We start from the raw sequence: 20,180 nt of genomic DNA on the forward strand, positions 1-20,180 counted from the left end.
GCGTAAAAACACTATGCAAGGTGTTTTGTTTTCGATAAAATACGCCCCTTAATTTTTTAGCGCTAATACCGACGTTTGTGAAGCGCAATATTTGTGAGCAGAAATACAATGGCAAAACATTTATTTACTTCTGAATCAGTTTCTGAAGGTCATCCGGATAAAATCGCCGATCAAATCTCTGATGCGGTACTTGATGCTATCCTAGAGCAAGACTCTCATGCCCGTGTTGCGTGCGAAACTTACGTAAAAACAGGTATGGTTATGGTTGGTGGTGAAATCACTACTAGCGCATGGGTTGATATTGAAGAAATTACACGTAAAACAGTACGTGAAATTGGCTACACGCATTCAGACATGGGCTTTGATGCCGATTCATGTGCAATTTTAAACACTATTGGTAAACAGTCTCCTGACATTAACCAAGGTGTTGACCGTACTAGCCCAGAAGAACAAGGTGCTGGCGACCAAGGTCTTATGTTTGGTTACGCATGTAACGAAACAGAAGTGCTAATGCCTGCGCCAATTACTTACTCACACCGTTTAGTACAGCGCCAAGCGCAAGTACGTAAAAGCGGCGAGCTTAACTGGTTACGTCCAGATGCAAAATCTCAAGTTACTTTTGCATACGAAAATGGTAAGCCAGTAGGTATTGATGCAGTAGTACTATCTACTCAGCACAGCGAAGACATTTCGCAAAAAGATTTAGTAGAAGCGGTGATGGAAACTATCATCAAGCCGGTACTTCCTGCAGAGCTTATTACAAGCGCGACTAAATTTTTCATTAACCCAACGGGTCGCTTTGTAATTGGCGGACCAATGGGCGATTGTGGTCTAACAGGTCGTAAAATCATCGTTGATACATACGGTGGTATGGCTCGTCACGGTGGTGGTGCTTTCTCTGGTAAAGATCCATCAAAAGTTGACCGCTCAGCTGCATACGCTGCACGTTACGTTGCTAAAAACGTAGTTGCGGCTGGTCTTGCTGATAAATGTGAATTACAAGTTTCTTACGCAATCGGTGTTGCAGAGCCTACATCTATCAGCGTTGAAACGTTTGGTACAAGCAAGTTAGAAGAAAGCCGTTTAATCGAGCTTATTCGTGAACACTTTGACCTGCGCCCTTACGGCTTAATTCAAATGCTTGATTTAGAGCGCCCTATCTACCTTCCTACAGCGGCTTACGGCCACTTTGGTCGTGACGAATTCCCTTGGGAACGTACAGATAAAGCTGATGCACTTCGTGCAGCTGCTGGCCTTTAAGCTAAAAGTGTTGAAGTAAATTAAAAACGGCCCTTAATAGGGCCGTTTTTGTATCTAAAACTTATCAGTTACATTGTTTGTAGTACGTCTACAAAATAACTATAAAATCAACCTCGAATTCTTTTGTACTTTAGGTATATACTCATTTCATTATAAAAGCTTTAGGGATAGTTAAATGGCCGATAACTTTCGCGTTATATTTGCAGGACTTGCCGATAACGTTGACATAAAAACAGCGTGGGCAAACTTAGCTGCAAAATTAAAAACGTCAGATGAAAAAGTAGCTCTTTTTTTTAAAGGTAAGCCGCTGTTTGCGCCAAGCGATAAAGACAAAGCGTTAAAACAGACTAAGTTATTAGCAAGCCTAGGTATTAAAAGTAAGCTGCAAGCTGTTTCAAATGCGATTCAAAATAGCTCCCCCGCAGCTGCAAATAACAACCAACGTGATGAACGTATTTTTGATGCACTTGATTACATCACTAGCAGCTTAATACGCCTTGAAGAAAAGCTAGATGAGCTAGAGCAACGCCTTCCTGAAGCTCAATTAAATACACCAGACGAAAGTGTAGACGAATGGCAAAATGACGACCTAATGCTAGATGAGGATTTAGCGACTCCTAAAAAACGCAGTAACTTACTTTTATATTCATTGATTGCAACTGCCACCATTTTGCTAGTCGTACTGGCTGTTTTTTTGATTTTTCCCGATTTATTCTCTTTTTAAAAATGGCTAATTAGTTTAATGAGCAATAAACGCGCACAAATAAGAGCTGAAATTCGTAACACCCGTAAAAACTTGTCAAATAATCAGCAAATAATTGCTGCGCAATCGCTAAAAATGAATTTTATTCAACACTTAAAAAGCGAAAATACAACGAATTCAAAGCATATTGCCATTTATTTAAGTAACGACGGAGAACTAGACACTTCATTGTTAATTAAAGAATTATGGAACTTAAACCATGCTGTTTATCTACCTATAATACACCCATTCAATGGCGCTAATTTACTATTTCAGCGCTATGAGAAAAACTCACCCATGAGGGCAAATCGCTATGGTATCTTGGAGCCTAAGCTGAACTGCTCTCAAATATGCCCATTACCAGCGCTTGATTACCTCCTTATGCCATTAGTTGCATTTGATAAACAAGGTAATCGCCTAGGAATGGGAGGTGGGTTTTACGACCGGACATTGGCGCGTTTACATGAACAAAATTGGCAAAAACCGCAACTAATTGGCCTTGCACATGAATGCCAATTAGTTGATGCTCTACCAATCGAGTCATGGGACGTACCACTTAAAACCATTATCACCCCAGATAAAACATACTGTTGGTAACATTTAATTTTGGTTACTAGCCGCATATTTCTGACATACATGAGCACATAGCAATGACACAAGACGAATTAAAAAAAGCAGCTGCTTGGGCAGCACTCGAGTTTGTAAAAGAAAACACCATTGTAGGTGTCGGTACAGGCTCTACTGTTAATCACTTTATTGATGCCCTTGGCTCAGTAAAGGACACTATTGTAGGCGCTGTATCAAGCTCAGAAGCGTCAACTGCACGTTTGGAAGCGTTAGGTATTGAAGTGTTTGAACTTAATAACGTTGATGCTTTAGATGTATACGTTGACGGCGCTGACGAAATAAACGCTCAAAACGAAATGATTAAAGGCGGCGGCGCTGCGCTAACACGTGAAAAAATAGTAGCAGCAGTTGCAAAACAGTTTGTGTGTATTGTTGATGACACAAAGCTGGTAGATACATTGGGCGACTTCCCGCTTCCGGTAGAAGTTATTCCAATGGCGCGCAGCTACGTTGCACGAGAATTATTAAAACTTGGTGGTGACCCTGTTTATCGCCAAGGCGTAGTTACCGATAATGGTAACGTTATATTAGATGTATTTAACTTAAAAATTACCAATGCCAAACAACTTGAAACACAAATAAATTCAATTGTTGGCGTAGTTACCAACGGCCTATTTGCGATGCGAGGTGCTGATAAAGTGATTATCGGTACCAAAAATGGGCCACAAATTAAATAGGATGAGGTTATGAGTAAGGTATCGTTAGCAAAAGACAAAATTAAAATTCTCTTGCTTGAAGGTGTTCACCAAAGCGCTGTTGAAACGCTAAAACGTAACGGTTACAGCAATATCGACTACGTTAAAACATCCTTACCTGAGGACGAGCTTAAAGAGCGCATTAAAGATGTTCACTTTGTAGGACTTCGTTCTCGTACTCATATTAACCAAGCCGTATTAGACTCAGCTGAAAAGCTAGTTGCTATTGGTTGTTTTTGTATTGGTACAAACCAAGTTGATTTAGATGCAGCACGCGAACGTGGTATTGCTGTATTTAACGCTCCATTTTCTAATACTCGTTCAGTTGCTGAACTTGTACTTGGCGAAATACTACTTTTATTACGTGGTATTCCAGAGCGTAATGCAGCGGCTCATCGTGGTGGCTGGTTAAAAACAGCAAATGGTTCGTTTGAAGCACGTGGTAAAACATTAGGTATTATTGGCTACGGTCACATTGGTACTCAGCTAGGTATTATGGCTGAAAATATCGGTATGAACGTGGAGTTTTACGATATTGAAGATAAGTTATCACTGGGTAATGCAACACAAGTTCATAACCTTACTCAGCTGTTACAACGCTCTGATATTATTAGCTTACATGTACCAGAAACACCGCAAACTAAAAACCTTATTGGTACAGCAGAACTTGCAGTTATGAAGCAGGGGTCTATTTTGATCAATGCCTCACGCGGAACTGTTGTTGATATTGATGCTCTTGCAGAAGCGCTTACAGAGAAAAAACTAAGTGGTGCAGCAATCGATGTGTTCCCTACTGAGCCAAAATCTAACGATGAAGAATTTGTATCGCCACTGCGCCAATTCGACAATGTTATTTTAACGCCGCACATTGGTGGTTCTACACAAGAAGCGCAAGAAAACATTGGTATTGAAGTAGCGGGTAAATTGGCTAAATATTCAGATAATGGCTCAACTATTACTGCGGTTAACTTCCCTGAAGTATCGCTACCTGAGCTTGCTAATCGTAGCCGTTTATTACACGTACACCACAACCGCCCTGGTGTACTAACGCAAATTAACCAAGCGTTTGCACAGCACGGTATTAATATTGCTGCGCAATACCTACAAACAGACGCATCTATTGGTTATGTAGTTATTGATGTTGATACAGATCAATCTGAAGTAGCACTTAAAGAACTAAGCGCTGTTGAGGGTACAATTAGAGCACGTATTTTACATTAACCATTCTTTGATATTAAAAAAGGGTCCTTATGGACCCTTTTTTGTATTTAGATTACATATACTTTCTCAAGTATTTTTTGAATACCGGATCTGTTGCAGCCAACTCCTTTTGCTCAGCTAATATCTCTTTTAAAATAGCGCCTGAGGTAAGCGGGTTAGCAAGGACCACTCTAAATACAACCGTTGGTTGATTGTCGTATTTAGAAGGCGTTAAGCGTGTACGTGATACAAATGAGCGACCAGACTCGCGTTGACGCTTTTGCATACTGGCAGTAAAACGGTTCAGTGAAGCAAAAATATCTAACCGAGTTGCGGCATCTGCATCGGCTATTGCTTGTTTAATTTGCTTAGGTACATAACGATACGTTAATAAGCACAACTCAGGCTCCGAAATAAGCTCAAAGTCTTCATCAGCCTTAATTAAATCAGCAAAGTAATGTGCTTTTTTGATGCTTCGATCAATCAGCATTTCGTAACCTTTACGACCAATAACACGTAAGCAAGCGTGTACTAACATTGCCATACCCGGTCGGCTGCCTTCAAGCGTGTGGCTACCTAAGTCTTTTGAACCTTTACGTAATATATACTCAGCGTGATGCTCTATTGCATCAGTTGCAGCGGGGTCTTTAAATAAAACCAAACCCGCTCCCATTGGTACATACATTTGTTTATGTGCATCGATGGTAATTGAGTCTGCTCGCTCAATCCCTTTTAGTAAAGGACGGTGCGTACTCGATAAAAGGGTCGCTCCCCCCCATGCTGCATCTACATGAAAATGGCAGTTAATGTCTTGTGCTAAGTCGGCCATTTCATCAAGTGGGTCAATATTACCGGTCTCGGTTGTTCCCGCGACCCCAATAATCGCCATTACTTTAATGCCTTGCGCTTCAAGCTCACGTGCTTTTTCGCGCATAGCTCCTACATCAACTTTGTTATTTTCGCAGGTTTTAATACCAATTAAGTTATCGCGACCAATGCCGAGTAAATCAACCGATTTACCTAACGAGTAATGCCCGCGTTCTGATATTAATACCGCTAAACCTTTATAACCGTAATGCAGCATACCGGCAATTAAGCCTTGTGCGCCGATACCTCTAAAATCGCCATCAGGTTTTAATAAGCGGTTTCGCGCAATCCAAAGCGCAGTAATATTAGCAACCGTACCACCAGAGCAAAATGCACCTAATGAGGTTTTAGCACTGTGCATCCATTTAGAATAAAATGAGTCTTCTTGCCCATAAGCTAAATGATGCATCATCCCAAGCACTTGACGCTCAAGAGGCGTAAACGCTTTAGATGTTTCTATTTTTACTAGATTTTGATTTAGCCCTACCATCAATTTTGACAGCGGTAATAAAAAGTGCGGCAAGGCAGAGGTCATGTGACCAATAAAACTAGGCGCAGCTGTATGCACAGAATGTGCAACAAGTTGCTCCATTATGTCTTGGGCATAAGCAGAGACAAACGTTGGATCTTCTGGGATCACTGCCGATTGAAAATCTTTTTCTATTTCATGTAATGGTTTTTCAATTGCCGCTATATTTTCGTTTAGAAAACCTGCTAAATTACTCGAAATTTCAAGCTCGATTTTGCTTAAAGTTGAGTCTGGCGCTTCAGGTACAGTAAATATACGCTTAAGGCTTTCTTTAGAGGCGACGGCACAACGCTTTTGATCCATCTTAATACCTAGTGTGTGTGTAGCTAAAACACGCGCTTACCCATCAAAAACGCCTACTTATTAGGACATTTGGAGCAATCGTGTTTCTTTAAAAATTGCGCTAACTTTACTGCAATATAACTAAAATGTCTCGTTTAAACCTATAAAAGCAATCAAAGCGATGACAAAAAAATGATAATTTAATTAAAACTCTACCAAACCTAATTATTTATTGGGCATTTACTTATTTTGGGTATAATAAATTTGATAACAAAAAAGGGACACACATGCCAGAAGGAAGAGTCAAAGTTAGTTGGATAGTGGCAGGCTTTAGCTTGTTTTTAATAAGCTTGCTAACCTACGTTTACTACACTTACCAAACCACGCGTGCTGAAATAATGCAGTCGGTTGATAATCGCTTACTTAATGCCGCCACCAGCGTTAAACATATTTTAGGTGACGATTATTTAAGTGCGGTTAATCAAGGCGATAATATAAGTTTTTCTTACTATCAAGATAAAAGTAAACAACTCTCTGAGTTTGCTCAAGCACTTGATATTGCTTATGTCTATTCAATGATTTTAAAAGACGGTAAGGTGCTTTTTAGCTCATCAAGCTACACGCAAGACGATCAGAATAATGGCAAGGTAACTCAATTTTTAGATCTCTACCCTGAAGCTACCGATGCAAATATAAGTGCTTTTTATTCAACAGAGCCAGTATTTGAAATATCGAGCGATCAGTGGGGCCACTTTAAAACAATTTTTATTCCTTACGTTGACCCAATTAACGGCAATACCTATTTAACGGGTGCCGATATAACTATTTATGATTTAAACGAGAAACTTAAAGAAAGCGTATCAAAAGCTGCTGCAATGGCTAGCTTCTTCTTTTTTATCGCGATACTCGTTGCCGCCATATATATTTATTTACTAAAACGGTCTTTAGCAACTGACTCAAGTACTGGTTTTTCAAATCATATTGCACTTGAGTACTTTATTAAAAAAAGTAATGCACATCACATGCAATTAGCCGTTATTTGGGTTAATGAAATAGAAGATATAAACAGTTTTTACGGCACGGAAGTGGGTGACAAGGTAATGAAAAACTTACTTATTCACTTTAAACTCAGAAGCTCTACGCATTGCCATATATACAGACTAGCAACAAATAAAATAGTATTACTCGCGCCTAAGGAAATGAGTAATGACGAATTTACCGATCTCGTAAAAACATATAACTTTAATACCCCAGTGTTAACTGACCCTTTTATCTACATAACCCTATGTGCAGGTATTGCCAGTGGTAATAAATCGCTACTACTTGAAAACGCTCATATAGCAGCGCTGCAAGCAAAACAAGGCAGGCATAGTGTAGTTAACTATTCAAAAGCGCTACACGATGTAAAAACGCAATATCAATACAATGTAGAAATGGCTAAAGAAGTGCGAGAAGCGTTTGATAACAATCGTATAGTGCCTTACTTTCAACCCATTATTGATACAAATACCAATAAGGTCGTTCAATACGAATGTTTAGCTCGAATGGTAACAGCGCAAGGAGAAGTATTAAAACCTGATGCATTTTTAAATGTTGTTACCCGCTCAAGAATGGACGGAATACTTACCCGTACTATATTTTCACAATGTGTTAGTCGCTTTAGAAAAACCGATATTTGCTGGAGTTTAAATATAACAGCACAAGATATGCTCGACCCTAATTTAAGTGAGTTTATTGCGGACGAACTTAAGCGCTACCCGCATCCAGGTAATATCACATTAGAGCTTTTAGAAACCCAAGCTATTGCCAACTTCTCTGAAGTAAAAGCATTTATTGGAATGGTTAAAACGAAAGGCGTTAAGGTTATTATTGATGACTTTGGTAGTGGTTATTCAAATATATCAAACGTACTTAAGCTTGAAGTAGATGGTATTAAATTAGATGGCGCACTAATAAAGCAAATAGTGAATGACAAAGATATCTACTTGTTTATAGAACATATAGCCAGTTTTGCCAATCAACTTGGTTTACAATTAATGGCAGAGTCGGTAGAAAATACAACCATAGTAACCGCACTTAAAAAGGCGAATGTGACACTAATGCAAGGCAACTATTTTGCCCACCCAGTGCCACATGTTAATACGGTTACAGAAGAATTAGCACTTTAACTTACTTTAGCAAGGTAAGTTTATAACGAGTCGGTGGCTTTGCTGGCCACTGGCCCAGTATTTACGCTCAAAAGGCGTAATTGCATCGTCTGACTCATAAAGTGTTACATCGCAAGGGTTGCCTGTTAATTCAAGCGCCCGAGCAAACTCCTTAACGTAAATATCCCAATTGCTGCGCACTTCTAATTTTCCACCTAACTTAACGATAAATGGAAAAATAGCTGCGCCATGCCAGCGCCTACGAATATGCTTAGATTTAGGCCACGGGTTTGGATACAACAAATAATGGTGCGTAGGTTGCCAATTGGCGGCTACCGCTAAACGCCAAAAGTCATTTAAATCTGCTTGCACTAAGATGTACTGACCACTGTCGGTTTGCTTATATTCAACATCGTGCTTATCTAATCGGTGCGACGATTTATCAATACCAATTATAAGTGCATCAGGGTGGCGCTTAGCTAAGTTAGCTGAGCTTTCACCCACGCCACAACACGAGTCCAAAATAAGCGGGCCACTAAAGGCTTGTACTTTAGCATTAACCTCGTCAAATGCGGCTTGGGTATGCGCTGCTATTGGCTTTTTAAATTCAGCATCTAAGTGCTTATTTACTATTTCATCAAGCTTTTCGTGAATACCCGCTTGATTAGATACAATACTACGTGAATTTGCATCACTCATTAGTGTCTTAGCCCCACACCTTTTTTAATTAAAGTTAGCGCTAAAGTAAATAACACCGTAATAAACACCAAAATAACACCTAGCGCTACACTTAAATCAACATCCGACACACCTAAAAAGCCATAGCGAAATGCATTTACCATGTAAATAATAGGATTTATTTGCGATACGTTTTGCCAAAATTCTGGCAATAACGTTATTGAATAAAATACACCGCCTAAGTAAGTTAATGGCGTTAGTATAAAGGTGGGAATAATGCTTATATCGTCAAAGCTATTTGCATAAATTGCATTAATTAAACCACCTAAAGCAAACACAGCTGAGGTTAAAATAACGGTCGCCATAATTACAAAAATATTATGAATTTGAATATCAACAAATAATAACGATACACAGGTAACTATAAAGCCCACCATAATACCACGCGTCATACCGCCGCCCATATAACCCAGTACAATGATGTAATTAGGCACAGGTGCAACTAAAAGCTCTTCAATGCTTTTTTGAAATTTTGTTGAGTAAAAACTAGAGGCTACGTTGGAATAGGAATTAGTAATAACCGACATCATTATAAGGCCAGGTACAATAAACTCCATATAACTAAAGCCGCCCATATCACCAATACGTGAACCAATTAAGTTACCAAAAATAACAAAATATAAGCTCATCGTAATTGCTGGCGGCACTAAGGTTTGTACCCAGATACGTAAAAAACGAATACACTCTTTAATCCATAAACTCTTTAAGGCTACGCCATATTTAAACATTTATTCGCCCCGCCCTTGCTCTAGTAATCCTACAAATAACTCTTCTAGTCTGTTTGCTTTATTTCGCATACTCAATACTGTATTTCCTTGGGTTGTTAATGCGCTAAATACCGCATTTAAGCCCTGTGATTTAGCGACTTCTACTTCAACAGTATGATCGTCCGTCATCGTAAACTTATAACCTTCAAGCGTGACAGGGTTTGCTGGCATCTTTAAATCTAAAATAAAGGTTTCTTTATCAAGTTTTGCAAGCAGTGCTTTAATGGTGGTGTTTTCCACAATTCGACCAGAATCAATAATCGCTATGTTTTTACACAGTAACTCAGCTTCTTCAAGGTAGTGTGTGGTTAAAATAATAGTAACGCCTTGCTCATTTATTTGGCGTAAAAAATCCCACATTGAACGACGAAGTTCTATGTCTACACCCGCTGTTGGCTCATCAAGTATAAGTAATTTTGGCTCGTGCATAAGGGCGCGTGCAATCATTAATCGACGTTTCATTCCGCCTGAAAGCGTACGAGCTTGCTTGTCTTTTTTCTCTAATAACCCTAGCTGCGCTAGGTATTTATCAGCACGTTTATGGGCTTCGCCACGTGGCACACCATAATAACCGGCTTGGTTAACCAGTATTTGGCTAAGCGTTTCAAACTGGCTAAAGTTAAACTCTTGCGGCACTAAGCCTAAATGCGCTTTTGCAGCTTCTAAATCAGTATCAATATCACAGCCAAATACTTCTACTTTGCCTTTTGTTTTATTAACAAGTGACGAAATAACACCAATAGTAGTTGATTTACCAGCTCCATTTGGACCAAGCAAAGCGAAAAAATCGCCCTCTTCAACTTGTAAATCAACGCCTTTAATAGCCTCAACACCATTTTTATAAACCTTGGTAAGGCCTTCTATATTTAAAGCAATATTTTGCTTATTCATTACTTACCCTCACCATAACCCCAACGTTTTGTTAGGTTATGCTCAATATTTAAATGATCTAAAATTCTCGCCACCATAAAATCAACTAAGTCTTCAATACTTTGTGGCTTATGATAAAAACCAGGCGCGGCTGGCATAATTGTTACCCCTAAACGAGATAACTTAAGCATGTTTTCTAAATGAATCTCGTTAAATGGTGTTTCGCGAGGCACTAAAATGAGCTGTCCGCGTTCTTTAATTACCACATCAGCGGCGCGCTCTAATAAATTATCAGACGCCCCCACTGCAATTGCAGAAACCGACCCGGCACTACATGGGCATACTACCATTTTTTTAGGAGCAGCAGAGCCCGAAGCCACAGGGCTAAACCAGTTATCTTTACCGTATACTTTTAGCTGATCAGGTTTGGCATTAAACAGCGTACTTAACTGCTCTGTGGCTTTATCTTCATTACCAGAGAGCTTAATATTTGATTCTGTATCAAGCACCACGCGTGCTGCACTTGAGATGAGAACGTAGACCTGAAATTGCTGCTCTAGTAATACTTCAAGTAACCTAAGCCCATAAGGCGCACCCGATGCACCACTAAAAGCGAGCGTAATTCTATCTTTAAATTGCACACTATTCTCCGCTGTATTTATCAGCTAAACCATCAACAAGGTGTTGATGAAGGCCATTAAAACCGCCATTGCTCATAATTAAAATGTGTTGATTAGGCTCAATATTTTCAAGCACCGTATCAATAATTGTTTGCGTGCTGCTAAAGCACTGCATGCCTGCTTTATCTGCTTGATCTTTTAGCGACCAATTTAGATTCTCTGGTTCAAAAAGTAGTACCTCGTCAGCATCACGCAGTGAATCTAATAATGTATGTTGGTGTACGCCCATTTTCATGGTGTTTGAGCGCGGCTCTAAAATAGCGATAATTTTTTCATCGCCTACTTTTGCCCGCAAGCCCGCAAGCGTTGTTTTAATTGCCGTTGGGTGATGCGCAAAGTCGTCATACACTTTAATATTATTTATATCAGCCTTAAGCTCCATACGCCTTTTAGGGCTAATAAATTCTCCTAACGCATCAATACTATGATCAATGGCTATACCCACATGGCGCGCTGCTGCGATAGTCATAATCGCATTTTTAACGTTATGCTCGCCTATTGCTTGCCAACAGACAATGCCCTGCTTTTCGCCATTAAGTAATACATTAAACTCACTTCCATCGGCTTTTATTAATTCATAGCTCCAATCATCGCCTAGAGTTTCGCTTTCGCTCCAAAGCCCTTGTGCTATTACGTCATTAAGCGCTACGTCTTGCTTTGGCCAAATTACCTTGCCGCTTTGAGGTAATGTACGCATTAAGTGATGAAATTGTTTTTTTATTGCGTTTAAATCTTCAAAAATATCAGCGTGATCGAATTCAAGATTATTTAAGATAAGTGTACGCGGGAGGTAGTGTACAAACTTACTGCGCTTATCAAAAAAAGCAGTGTCGTATTCATCGGCTTCAATAACAAAAAAAGGCGTTTCACCCACTTTTGCCGATACACCAAAATTTTGCACTATGCCGCCAATTAAAAACCCTGGTTTTAAACCTGCGTACTCTAACACCCACGCAAGCATACTTGCTGTGGTTGTTTTACCATGCGTACCGGCGACAGCAAGTACCCACGAGTTCTGTAGTAGATTATGTTTAAGCCATTCAGGGCCAGATGTATAAGGTAGGCCGTTATCTAACACATACTCTACACACGGGTTACCACGGCTCATTGCATTACCAATAACGACCATATCGGGCTTTGGCTCTAACTGAGATACCGCGTAGCCTTGAGTTAGTTCAATGCCAAGCTCTTCAAGTTGCGTACTCATTGGTGGGTAAACGTTTTGATCGGAACCCGTTACTTTATGACCCAACGATTTAGCAATGGCTGCAATACCGCCCATAAACGTGCCACAAATGCCCAAAATATGTATATGCATATACTTTCCTTAAATCGTATGCTCACTTTACAGCTATGCAAAGTTTAATGGCGCTATAATGCCAAAATTCGTGCTTAGTTACTATGTACGTCTGCACAATTCACTCGTGCCAAAAACACGTTAATTAGTTTTTTAAACGCTAAAAATCAAAAAATAGGCACGTTCACCTACCCTGCATTGCTTTTAATCAATTATTATCAATGTTATAAACCAGCTTGCTATATAACTTTAAAACTTAAAAAGGACTTAATATGAAAAAACTATTCTTTATAGCCTGTATTTTACTTAGTCAAAAAAGCTTTGCTTTGGAATTTGCTAAGTACCCAATAGAACTAAGTTCAGGCGAAGGCGTTAATGTTGTTATTGCCCCAACAACAGATAAAAAACAAGCTTTAGTAAAAGTAACAGGCATAAATCATGATATTGATGGCATTGTATTTTTAACCGATTTAAAGCCCCACGGTAGTAATAAAGCGTACAAATATACTTACGATGGGTCACAAAGAAGTTTAGTAAGTGTTGAAGAAGGCTATCGCTGTTGCTCTTACACCCTTTATATTCCAGACACTCGTGATGGAACTTACTTATCAAAAAAAGAAGAATCAAACCCTGCCATTGTTGAAGATTTAAAAGCGCAATATGATCAACAGTTGAATAAAGGTACTCAAGCTAAACTAGCGAAGTTTAATCGTGAAAAGCATTTAGGGTATCAACAAAAAAATATAGCTGCCGCTAATAACGAAATAGATAAGCAATGTGGATTAAAAATAAATACCAATGTAAATTGGGAAGGCATTGATGATGAAAACTTAAAAAAATATGCCGTGGGTTCATTTTGTGCACAAGTTGCAAACGAAATGGCTTACATGTGCGAAAAAGATCAAAGCTTTAAAAATGACATTGCACAATTTAACGCTATTGAATGTAAATTTACTAATGAGCTAAAGTTACGTAAAAATGGTAATACTCTGATATTTAAAACAGCGCCAAAAGCAGCTAACCAACGTCAGTTTATAGAATCTTATTTGTTAAATTTGTAAGCTGAATTTAAAAATCAAAAAAAGCACCTAAAGGTGCTTTTTTGGCTTTGTGTATAGCAGTTACATTTAATTAGTGGTTAACGACTACTTACATCATTAAAAATACTATTAAACCTACACCGAGCAATAATCGATATATCACAAATGGCAACATGCCCATTCGCTCTATTACTTTTAAAAACATAAATATACATGCATAAGCCGATAAGAACGATAGCACCACACCTAGTAATAATGTATTCCAATCAACCACATGGTCACCCAAAGCAAGCTCGGCAGTATAATAAAGCCCCATCATAGAAATAATCGGAATCGCTAGTAAGAACGAAAAACGCGCTGCGCTTTGCTTATTCATTCCAAGCATTAAACCAGCAGTCATCGTGATACCTGAGCGAGAAGTTCCCGGGATCATTGCAACAGCTTGTGCAAAACCAATAATAAGTGCTGTTTTCCAATTAAGCTGATAAATAGTTTTAATTTGCTTACCTTTTGCATCCGCGTACCAAAGCAATAAACCAAACACAATTGTGGTAGTAGCAATTACCCAAGCGCTTCGTAGGTACAACTCTATAAAGTCTTTTAAAAGTAAGCCTAAAATAGCGGCAGGCACAGTGCCTAAAATTATCCACCAACCTAGCTTACTATCATCAGTAGTACCCTGTGCTCCAAAGGATTTAAACCACGCACTGAGTATGTCGACGACCTCTTTGCGAAAATAAATAACAACGGCAATTAAAGTACCAACATGTACTGCCACGTCAAACGCAAGCCCTTGATCTTCCCAGCCTAAAATTTGCGATGGGAGAATTAAGTGCGCAGAACTAGATATTGGTAAAAACTCAGTAAATCCCTGTATGAGGGCTAAAATAATTATTTCGATGATACTCATGGGTTAGAAAACTCCACCTTCCATAGCTTTTGTTGAGGGTTATTATATTCATTCCATAACTGCGCAATCGTTTGTTTAGCTACAGGATGATAGAAATCTGGGGCAACCTCGCTAAGAGGTTGTAATACAAATGCGTTTTTAGTTATTTCATCTCGTGGTAATTGTGCTGGAGAAGCGCAAATTACATCATCATAAAATAGTAAATCTAAATCGAGCGTTCGTGGACTAAATTTTTTATCGTTCGCTGTGCGTCCATTATCACGCTCTATTTGTTTTAATAAAGCGCATACATCAACAAGCGACATATCAGTTGTAGCGCCAACGACTGAATTATAAAAATTATTGCCAGCAAACCCAACTGCTTCACTTTCAAAAACAGACGAGTGTACAATATGTTCAAAGTGCTGCTTAAGTGCAATTAATGCACATTGTATATAATGCGCTTTATTTATATTTGACCCTAGGCTGATATAAATTTGAGCCATTTAGTCAGTTGCCTTAACACGTGTAATTTCAACACCTACAGTTTGCGCTTGTGCTACTGCTGCTGGTTTACTTACTCTTATAGTAACTTGTGGAGTATTAAACTCGCTTAAAATAATATGCGCTAATTGTTCAACTAAAGTTTCTAGCAACTCTACAGGTTTTAAAGTGCAGTGCTCAATAACTCGCTCACTTACTTTTGAGTAATCGAGTGCTAAATTAATATCGTCATTTTCAGCTGCAGGCTTAATATCGCTTAGCATTTCAATATCAAAATAAAGGCTCTGTTTACTTTCTTTTTCAAAGTCGTACACTCCAATAATAGTGTCGACGTGCAATTGAGATATAAAAACCTTATCCATTGATACTCCAAATAACAACAAACTACTAAGCAACTATACTAAGCATCAATAAAATTAATACTGTATATGGTTTAGCCAGTGTTTAAATATGTAAAAATAACTTCTACAATAGCAAAATAACTAAACTAGCTATTAAATAGCCTGTTAATGATTTTTACGATAAATTTTGCTGCCAATAATAGCCTAAAAGCACTATCAATTGGTATAGCAATTAAAAAATAAGGAAGCGCGTGTTAGCCACTATAATGTTTGTTTTAGCTTATTTACTTGGGTCTATTTCGTCGGCTATTTTAGTGTCGCGGTTGTTCAAACTCCCAGACCCTCGTAATAGTGGTTCTAACAACCCAGGAGCTACAAATGTTTATAGATTAGGCGGAGCATTTCCGGCTTGCTTGGTTCTAGTGTTTGATATTTTAAAAGGCACTATTCCGGTATGGGGGGCTTATTTTTTAGAAGTTGAACCTTTAGAGCTTGGTTTAGTCGCAGTAGCTGCTTGTTTAGGCCATATGTACCCACTGTTTTTTAGCTTCAAAGGCGGTAAAGCCGTAGCAACGGCATTTGGCTCATTATTACCTATTGGCTTATCATTGGCTGGTTTACTTGTGTGTACTTGGTTAGTTATAGTGGCAATAACACGCTATTCATCACTGGCAGCGCTTGTAGCTGTATCTTTAGCGCCCTTGTATACATGGCTAATAAAGCCACTTTATACTCTTCCCGTTACTTTTATCACGCTGTTAATTATATTTCGTCACCGTACTAATATTATTCGATTATTTAGTGGGGAAGAACCAAAAGTGGGTGCTAAAAAAGCACCCACCGATGAAAACAAAAATATCTAAAATATGAGTCATTAAATCGGCTCAAGGCTATCTATAGGCCAACGAGGTTTTGTTTTCATATCAAGCATGGCAAATTGCCCTGCTTTTAAACGTTGCATTCCGGCATAAGCAATCATTGCACCATTGTCGGTACAAAATTCAGTACGCGGATAAAACACTTCGCCTTTCATACCTTTCATTACGCGTTCGAGCTGCAGTCGAAGCTGTGTATTTGCACTCACACCACCGGCGATAACCAAACGCTTAATACCTGTTTGTTTAAGCGCACGCTTACACTTAATAACGAGGGTATCAATAACCGCAGTTTGAAATGCATGCGCTATATCAGCTTTGGTTTGATCGTCGTCGTCATTTTCACGAATCGTGATAGATGCCGCTGTTTTTAAACCACTAAAACTAAAATCAAGACCTGGCTTGTCGGTCATAGGGCGAGGAAATACAAAGCGCTTTGCTACGCCTTGTTCAGCCATTTTAGCTAAGCGCGGGCCACCGGGGTAATCAAGACCAAGTAACTTAGCCGTTTTATCAAAGGCCTCGCCTGCGGCATCATCAACTGACTCACCTAGTACTTCGTATTGTCCAATACCTGCTACTTTAACCATCATGGTATGACCGCCCGATACAAGCAATGCAATAAACGGAAACTCAGGGGTATTTTCCTCAAGCATCGGAGCAAGTAAATGCCCTTCCATGTGATGTACTGCTACCGCAGGTATATCCCAGCCGTATGCTAATGAGCGACCAATAGACGTACCTACCAATAATGCACCAACTAGACCTGGGCCTGCAGTATAAGCAATACCGTCTAAATCTTCAGGGCCACAACCTGCTTGTGCAAATGCTGCATCTATAAGTGGTAATGTTTTACGAACATGATCGCGCGATGCAAGTTCCGGCACTACACCGCCGTAATCAGCGTGTACTTTTACTTGGCTGTATAATTGATGAGCTAACAAGCCTTTTTCGTCATCATATATTGCAATACCCGTTTCATCACATGACGATTCAATGCCTAAAATTCGCACTGTACTTCTCCTGCCTTTTAAATTCTACTTTGCTACTTTTATAACGTAAGACCAATATTTGTTTGGCCATCTTCAAGGGCAAACTTTTTTAGTGCCTTTACGCTATCAGAGGTAATACGCCCCATATTTTCTACAAAATCAATTAGCTCACCTAATACTTCAATTTCGTACTGCATTAATGGGTGCTCTCTAACGGCGGTATTATCTGCGATTTCACCTTCAACTGTCATTTGGTATTCAATAAAACGCGCAACGGTCGCTTGCGATATTTTACTTACACTAATGAACTCTTGCTCATCTTGCGCCACTAAACCGTGCATTAAGCTAAGTAAAGACGTTGCAGCATCAATAGCAGGATAAGTACCAAACATATCAAAATCAGCAAGTTCAGGAACATTTGGCTCTATTTTTTCAACTTGTTTTTCGAGATCTATTTTACTTTTAGGCAGTAATATTTTTTCCCAACAAACATTAAGCGAATTACGTAATAAGGTTTCATCACCAAACCCCGTTGCTTCGCTAAATAAACCGTAATTTGGCAGCATTCGCTCTATTAAAGCACTTGCTAAGACGGCCTTTTGTAAATAGTTAAGCTCTCTAATACGCTGAAAATTATTTGCTTTAGTCATTCTTTAACGTCTCACACGACCAACAAAAATCAAATGTTGATCCATTATGCTCATTACAATTAGGGCATACCCAATCTGGAGCGGATTGTTTTACTTGTTGATAGTTTACCAATATTTGCCGCGCATGGCGCTCTTTTATCGCATAAACCTGCACACTAACTTGCGCCTGATCATATGGGATTTCTCCAAGCGCCCCTTGGAGCATCTCGCCTTTAATTTTACACTCTATTCCAGCAGTTTGTATTAAGCCTTTTACGATATTCGCTTCCAAGGTATTTTCAGCTTTATAAATTGTAACCCATTGAAAAGAGCTATCTGTTGAATTGTTATTATTAATATTTTGCAATATTCACCTCATTTATTTTGTGTTAACAATATCCTGCGCTAGATTATTAGCATGCTGTACTTTTAAGGAATAAACATGACACTAACAACCCCTGGCTTACTTTTCCCGGCCATATCGCTGCTATTACTCGCCTATACAAACCGATTTTTAGTTTTAGCGCAATTAATTAGGGAGCTAAATGCACGTGAAGGTGAATCTATTCGGCCTGTTGTAGTGGCTCAAATCACTAACTTACGTAAACGTATTAAGCTAATTAGAACGATGCAAGTGTACGGGGTAGCCTCTTTTCTACTGTGTACACTATCAATGTTTGCATTATTTATTGAGTTTAATGCCACAGGAATTATTTTATTTGGCATTAGCTTAGCTTGCTTAAGTTTATCGTTATTAACGTCTTTATTTGAAATACATATTTCCTGTGATGCAATCGAGATAGAACTACAAAGCATTGAAAATAAACCGCTAAGCAGCCGAATAAATAGAAATTTTGTAAAATAGAGTCTTATAAATAAAACACTCTATTATTTGTCACAATCATGTTGTATGAACGCCCCTTTTTGGGGCGTACTTTTTTATTAATTAGAACAATTTAATCCAAATATACTAACTAACTTACTGACTACAAATAAGTTTACTTAGCTAGCCCATTGCAAAAACATAGATAAAATACAATAAACAACTAGTTATGAATTTAAAAAGTAATACTATTTGGTCGCTTTTCTCTTTAATTAATACTAAAAGGGGGGTATCCTGCTGGAAACACGTATGAACTTGCAACCGTATTTCAATATAGAATTTTACTAAACTTTAGAATAAAAATTAATATATTTGATGTCCGTGGTATCTGCGACTTACTTATAAAAAGGGACTATAAAGTGAGATTTGAACAATTAGAGCAATTTGTAGCACTTGGTATATTACGTCATTTTAGACAAGCTGCTGAACAAACCCAAATTAGTACTTCAGCGCTAACGCGCAGCATTCAAACACTTGAAGATGAAATGGGATATGAGTTAGTAAAACGCTCAACACGCTCTGTTAAATTAACGCCAGAAGGCGAGCTTTTTCTAGAATATGCTAAAACGACCCTATCGGAACTTGAGCTAACGAAAAAGCGGATTTTTCAATCAGTAAACGGTAATGCCAATGAAAAGCTCGTTATTGGGTATACCAATAAGGCAAGCAGCATAGTCCCTATTTCTTGTGGACAGTTTTTAGCTCAATACCCTCATATAAAAATTGAGATGCAGCTACAAGATCAGCAAGAGCTAACACGCAAACTCCAACAAGGTGAAATAGACATTAGCGTATACTCTCAAGCTATTAATAGTATTGGCAGTGACATTCACTTACCTGATCAGCTTGTGTTATTTGTTTCAAAAAACCACCCTCTTGCCCATAAAAACGATATAAGTAAACAAAACCTTGATAGCTATCCGATGTTTGGCTGTTTCTCTGAGTCTAAACAAGTACAAACTATGCTTAATGAAGCAATTGATTCTTTAAATAAATCATCAAGTATTAAAGTGGGCAGTATTGAGCAAGTAATGGCAGGTGTAGTTAAATCAGATCATTTTGCTATTGCAAGCATTGAACATGCTAATGCAATCGCAGAGAATTCTGAATTAGTACAACTTAAAACAAATAAAGATTTAAACCACGAACAACTCGTTGTACAAACAAGCCAACAGACGTCGATTACTGAACATGTAGAGCATTTACTATCGCTTATAAAAAAAGCGGGGGCTGCATTTAGCTAATCTGATGTTTCAAAAAGTGCGGCACAATAAACAGTAGCTTTTAACAGCTTTTCGGCTACACTGTCGCACCTTTTTTAAACAG

General features: G+C 38.7%; 22 protein-coding genes. 10 read left to right on the forward strand and 12 right to left on the reverse strand.

Annotated features, from left to right (window positions below):
• The first annotated feature begins 108 nt into the window (after positions 1-108).
• From metK to serA, 5 genes are all read left to right on the forward strand, one after another.
• Positions 109-1,260, forward strand: a complete 1,152-nt coding sequence (gene metK / locus JG479_RS12505; RefSeq protein WP_002958976.1) for a methionine adenosyltransferase — start codon at positions 109-111, stop codon at positions 1,258-1,260.
• 175 nt (positions 1,261-1,435) lie between these two features.
• Positions 1,436-1,984: a hypothetical protein gene (locus JG479_RS12510; protein ID WP_200219432.1), complete on the forward strand. Its 549-nt coding sequence runs from the start codon at positions 1,436-1,438 to the stop codon at positions 1,982-1,984.
• An 18-nt stretch (positions 1,985-2,002) separates the two neighbouring features.
• Positions 2,003-2,599, forward strand: a complete 597-nt coding sequence (locus tag JG479_RS12515) for a 5-formyltetrahydrofolate cyclo-ligase (RefSeq protein ID WP_200219433.1) — start codon at positions 2,003-2,005, stop codon at positions 2,597-2,599.
• Between the two features lie 53 nt (positions 2,600-2,652).
• Positions 2,653-3,306, forward strand: a complete 654-nt coding sequence (gene rpiA, locus JG479_RS12520) for a ribose-5-phosphate isomerase RpiA (protein ID WP_002958979.1) — start codon at positions 2,653-2,655, stop codon at positions 3,304-3,306.
• Between the two features lie 9 nt (positions 3,307-3,315).
• On the forward strand, positions 3,316-4,545 hold the full coding sequence (serA, locus tag JG479_RS12525; protein ID WP_024595232.1) for a phosphoglycerate dehydrogenase: 1,230 nt from the start codon (positions 3,316-3,318) through the stop codon (positions 4,543-4,545).
• A gap of 52 nt (positions 4,546-4,597) precedes the next feature.
• Here the strand turns inward: serA and panP are convergent, their stop codons facing one another.
• Positions 4,598-6,223 (reverse strand): pyridoxal-dependent aspartate 1-decarboxylase PanP, encoded by a 1,626-nt coding sequence (panP, locus tag JG479_RS12530; RefSeq protein ID WP_024595231.1) that lies wholly within the window; start codon positions 6,221-6,223, stop codon positions 4,598-4,600.
• A 266-nt stretch (positions 6,224-6,489) separates the two neighbouring features.
• Between panP and JG479_RS12535 the strand changes: the two genes are divergently transcribed.
• Positions 6,490-8,370, forward strand: a complete 1,881-nt coding sequence (locus tag JG479_RS12535; RefSeq protein ID WP_033020723.1) for a bifunctional diguanylate cyclase/phosphodiesterase — start codon at positions 6,490-6,492, stop codon at positions 8,368-8,370.
• A 6-nt stretch (positions 8,371-8,376) separates the two neighbouring features.
• On the opposite strand, the gene trmB is transcribed toward JG479_RS12535, so the two are convergent.
• From trmB to mpl, 5 genes are read right to left on the reverse strand one after another with little or no spacing between them, the layout of a single operon-like run.
• The gene (gene trmB, locus JG479_RS12540) at positions 8,377-9,048 is read right to left on the reverse strand and encodes a tRNA (guanine(46)-N(7))-methyltransferase TrmB (RefSeq protein ID WP_039489682.1); all 672 of its coding nucleotides are present in this window, start codon (positions 9,046-9,048) and stop codon (positions 8,377-8,379) included.
• Positions 9,048-9,815: an ABC transporter permease gene (locus JG479_RS12545; RefSeq protein ID WP_002961025.1), complete on the reverse strand. Its 768-nt coding sequence runs from the start codon at positions 9,813-9,815 to the stop codon at positions 9,048-9,050. Before JG479_RS12545 ends, trmB begins: the two co-directional genes overlap by 1 nt.
• Positions 9,816-10,745, reverse strand: coding sequence for an ABC transporter ATP-binding protein (locus JG479_RS12550; RefSeq protein WP_024595485.1), 930 nt, complete (start codon positions 10,743-10,745; stop codon positions 9,816-9,818). It lies immediately after the preceding gene.
• A complete protein-coding gene (locus JG479_RS12555) occupies positions 10,745-11,365 on the reverse strand; it encodes a flavin prenyltransferase UbiX (protein ID WP_039489680.1) in 621 nt (206 codons plus the stop codon). The genes JG479_RS12550 and JG479_RS12555 overlap by 1 nt, the downstream gene beginning before the upstream one ends.
• Position 11,366: 1 nt before the next feature.
• Positions 11,367-12,722, reverse strand: coding sequence for a UDP-N-acetylmuramate:L-alanyl-gamma-D-glutamyl-meso-diaminopimelate ligase (gene mpl, locus JG479_RS12560; protein WP_200219434.1), 1,356 nt, complete (start codon positions 12,720-12,722; stop codon positions 11,367-11,369).
• 251 nt (positions 12,723-12,973) lie between these two features.
• Between mpl and JG479_RS12565 the strand changes: the two genes are divergently transcribed.
• Positions 12,974-13,762, forward strand: coding sequence for a hypothetical protein (locus JG479_RS12565; RefSeq protein ID WP_002961030.1), 789 nt, complete (start codon positions 12,974-12,976; stop codon positions 13,760-13,762).
• A gap of 88 nt (positions 13,763-13,850) precedes the next feature.
• Here the strand turns inward: JG479_RS12565 and JG479_RS12570 are convergent, their stop codons facing one another.
• From JG479_RS12570 to folB, 3 genes are read right to left on the reverse strand one after another with little or no spacing between them, the layout of a single operon-like run.
• A complete protein-coding gene (locus tag JG479_RS12570; protein WP_149603106.1) occupies positions 13,851-14,651 on the reverse strand; it encodes an undecaprenyl-diphosphate phosphatase in 801 nt (266 codons plus the stop codon).
• Positions 14,648-15,136 carry a 2-amino-4-hydroxy-6-hydroxymethyldihydropteridine diphosphokinase gene (gene folK, locus JG479_RS12575; RefSeq protein WP_024604057.1) on the reverse strand — a complete coding sequence of 163 codons (489 nt, stop codon included), beginning with the start codon at positions 15,134-15,136 and terminating at the stop codon, positions 14,648-14,650. The genes JG479_RS12570 and folK overlap by 4 nt, the downstream gene beginning before the upstream one ends.
• A complete protein-coding gene (folB, locus tag JG479_RS12580; RefSeq protein WP_024604056.1) occupies positions 15,137-15,496 on the reverse strand; it encodes a dihydroneopterin aldolase in 360 nt (119 codons plus the stop codon).
• Positions 15,497-15,726: 230 nt separating this feature from the next.
• Here folB and plsY point away from each other — a divergent pair, with 230 nt between their 5' ends.
• Complete coding sequence (gene plsY / locus JG479_RS12585; protein WP_002961038.1) at positions 15,727-16,338, forward strand: glycerol-3-phosphate 1-O-acyltransferase PlsY; 612 nt, start codon at positions 15,727-15,729, stop codon at positions 16,336-16,338.
• Between the two features lie 11 nt (positions 16,339-16,349).
• On the opposite strand, the gene tsaD is transcribed toward plsY, so the two are convergent.
• The 3 genes from tsaD to JG479_RS12600 are packed head-to-tail and all read right to left on the reverse strand — an operon-like array spanning position 16,350 to position 18,338.
• A complete protein-coding gene (gene tsaD, locus JG479_RS12590) occupies positions 16,350-17,363 on the reverse strand; it encodes a tRNA (adenosine(37)-N6)-threonylcarbamoyltransferase complex transferase subunit TsaD (RefSeq protein ID WP_200219435.1) in 1,014 nt (337 codons plus the stop codon).
• A gap of 38 nt (positions 17,364-17,401) precedes the next feature.
• Positions 17,402-17,992 carry a YjaG family protein gene (locus tag JG479_RS12595; protein WP_002961040.1) on the reverse strand — a complete coding sequence of 197 codons (591 nt, stop codon included), beginning with the start codon at positions 17,990-17,992 and terminating at the stop codon, positions 17,402-17,404.
• Positions 17,985-18,338, reverse strand: coding sequence for a putative signal transducing protein (locus JG479_RS12600; RefSeq protein WP_002961041.1), 354 nt, complete (start codon positions 18,336-18,338; stop codon positions 17,985-17,987). The genes JG479_RS12595 and JG479_RS12600 overlap by 8 nt, the downstream gene beginning before the upstream one ends.
• 75 nt (positions 18,339-18,413) lie before the next feature.
• Between JG479_RS12600 and JG479_RS12605 the strand changes: the two genes are divergently transcribed.
• Entirely contained in the window at positions 18,414-18,836 is a 423-nt protein-coding gene (locus JG479_RS12605; RefSeq protein ID WP_002961042.1) for a DUF2721 domain-containing protein, read from the forward strand.
• Positions 18,837-19,213: 377 nt separating this feature from the next.
• Positions 19,214-20,098: a LysR family transcriptional regulator gene (locus JG479_RS12610; protein ID WP_138489549.1), complete on the forward strand. Its 885-nt coding sequence runs from the start codon at positions 19,214-19,216 to the stop codon at positions 20,096-20,098.
• Positions 20,099-20,180: the final 82 nt, after the last annotated feature.

The organism is Pseudoalteromonas sp. LC2018020214 (assembly GCF_016598755.1).
Classification (GTDB): domain Bacteria; phylum Pseudomonadota; class Gammaproteobacteria; order Enterobacterales; family Alteromonadaceae; genus Pseudoalteromonas; species Pseudoalteromonas distincta.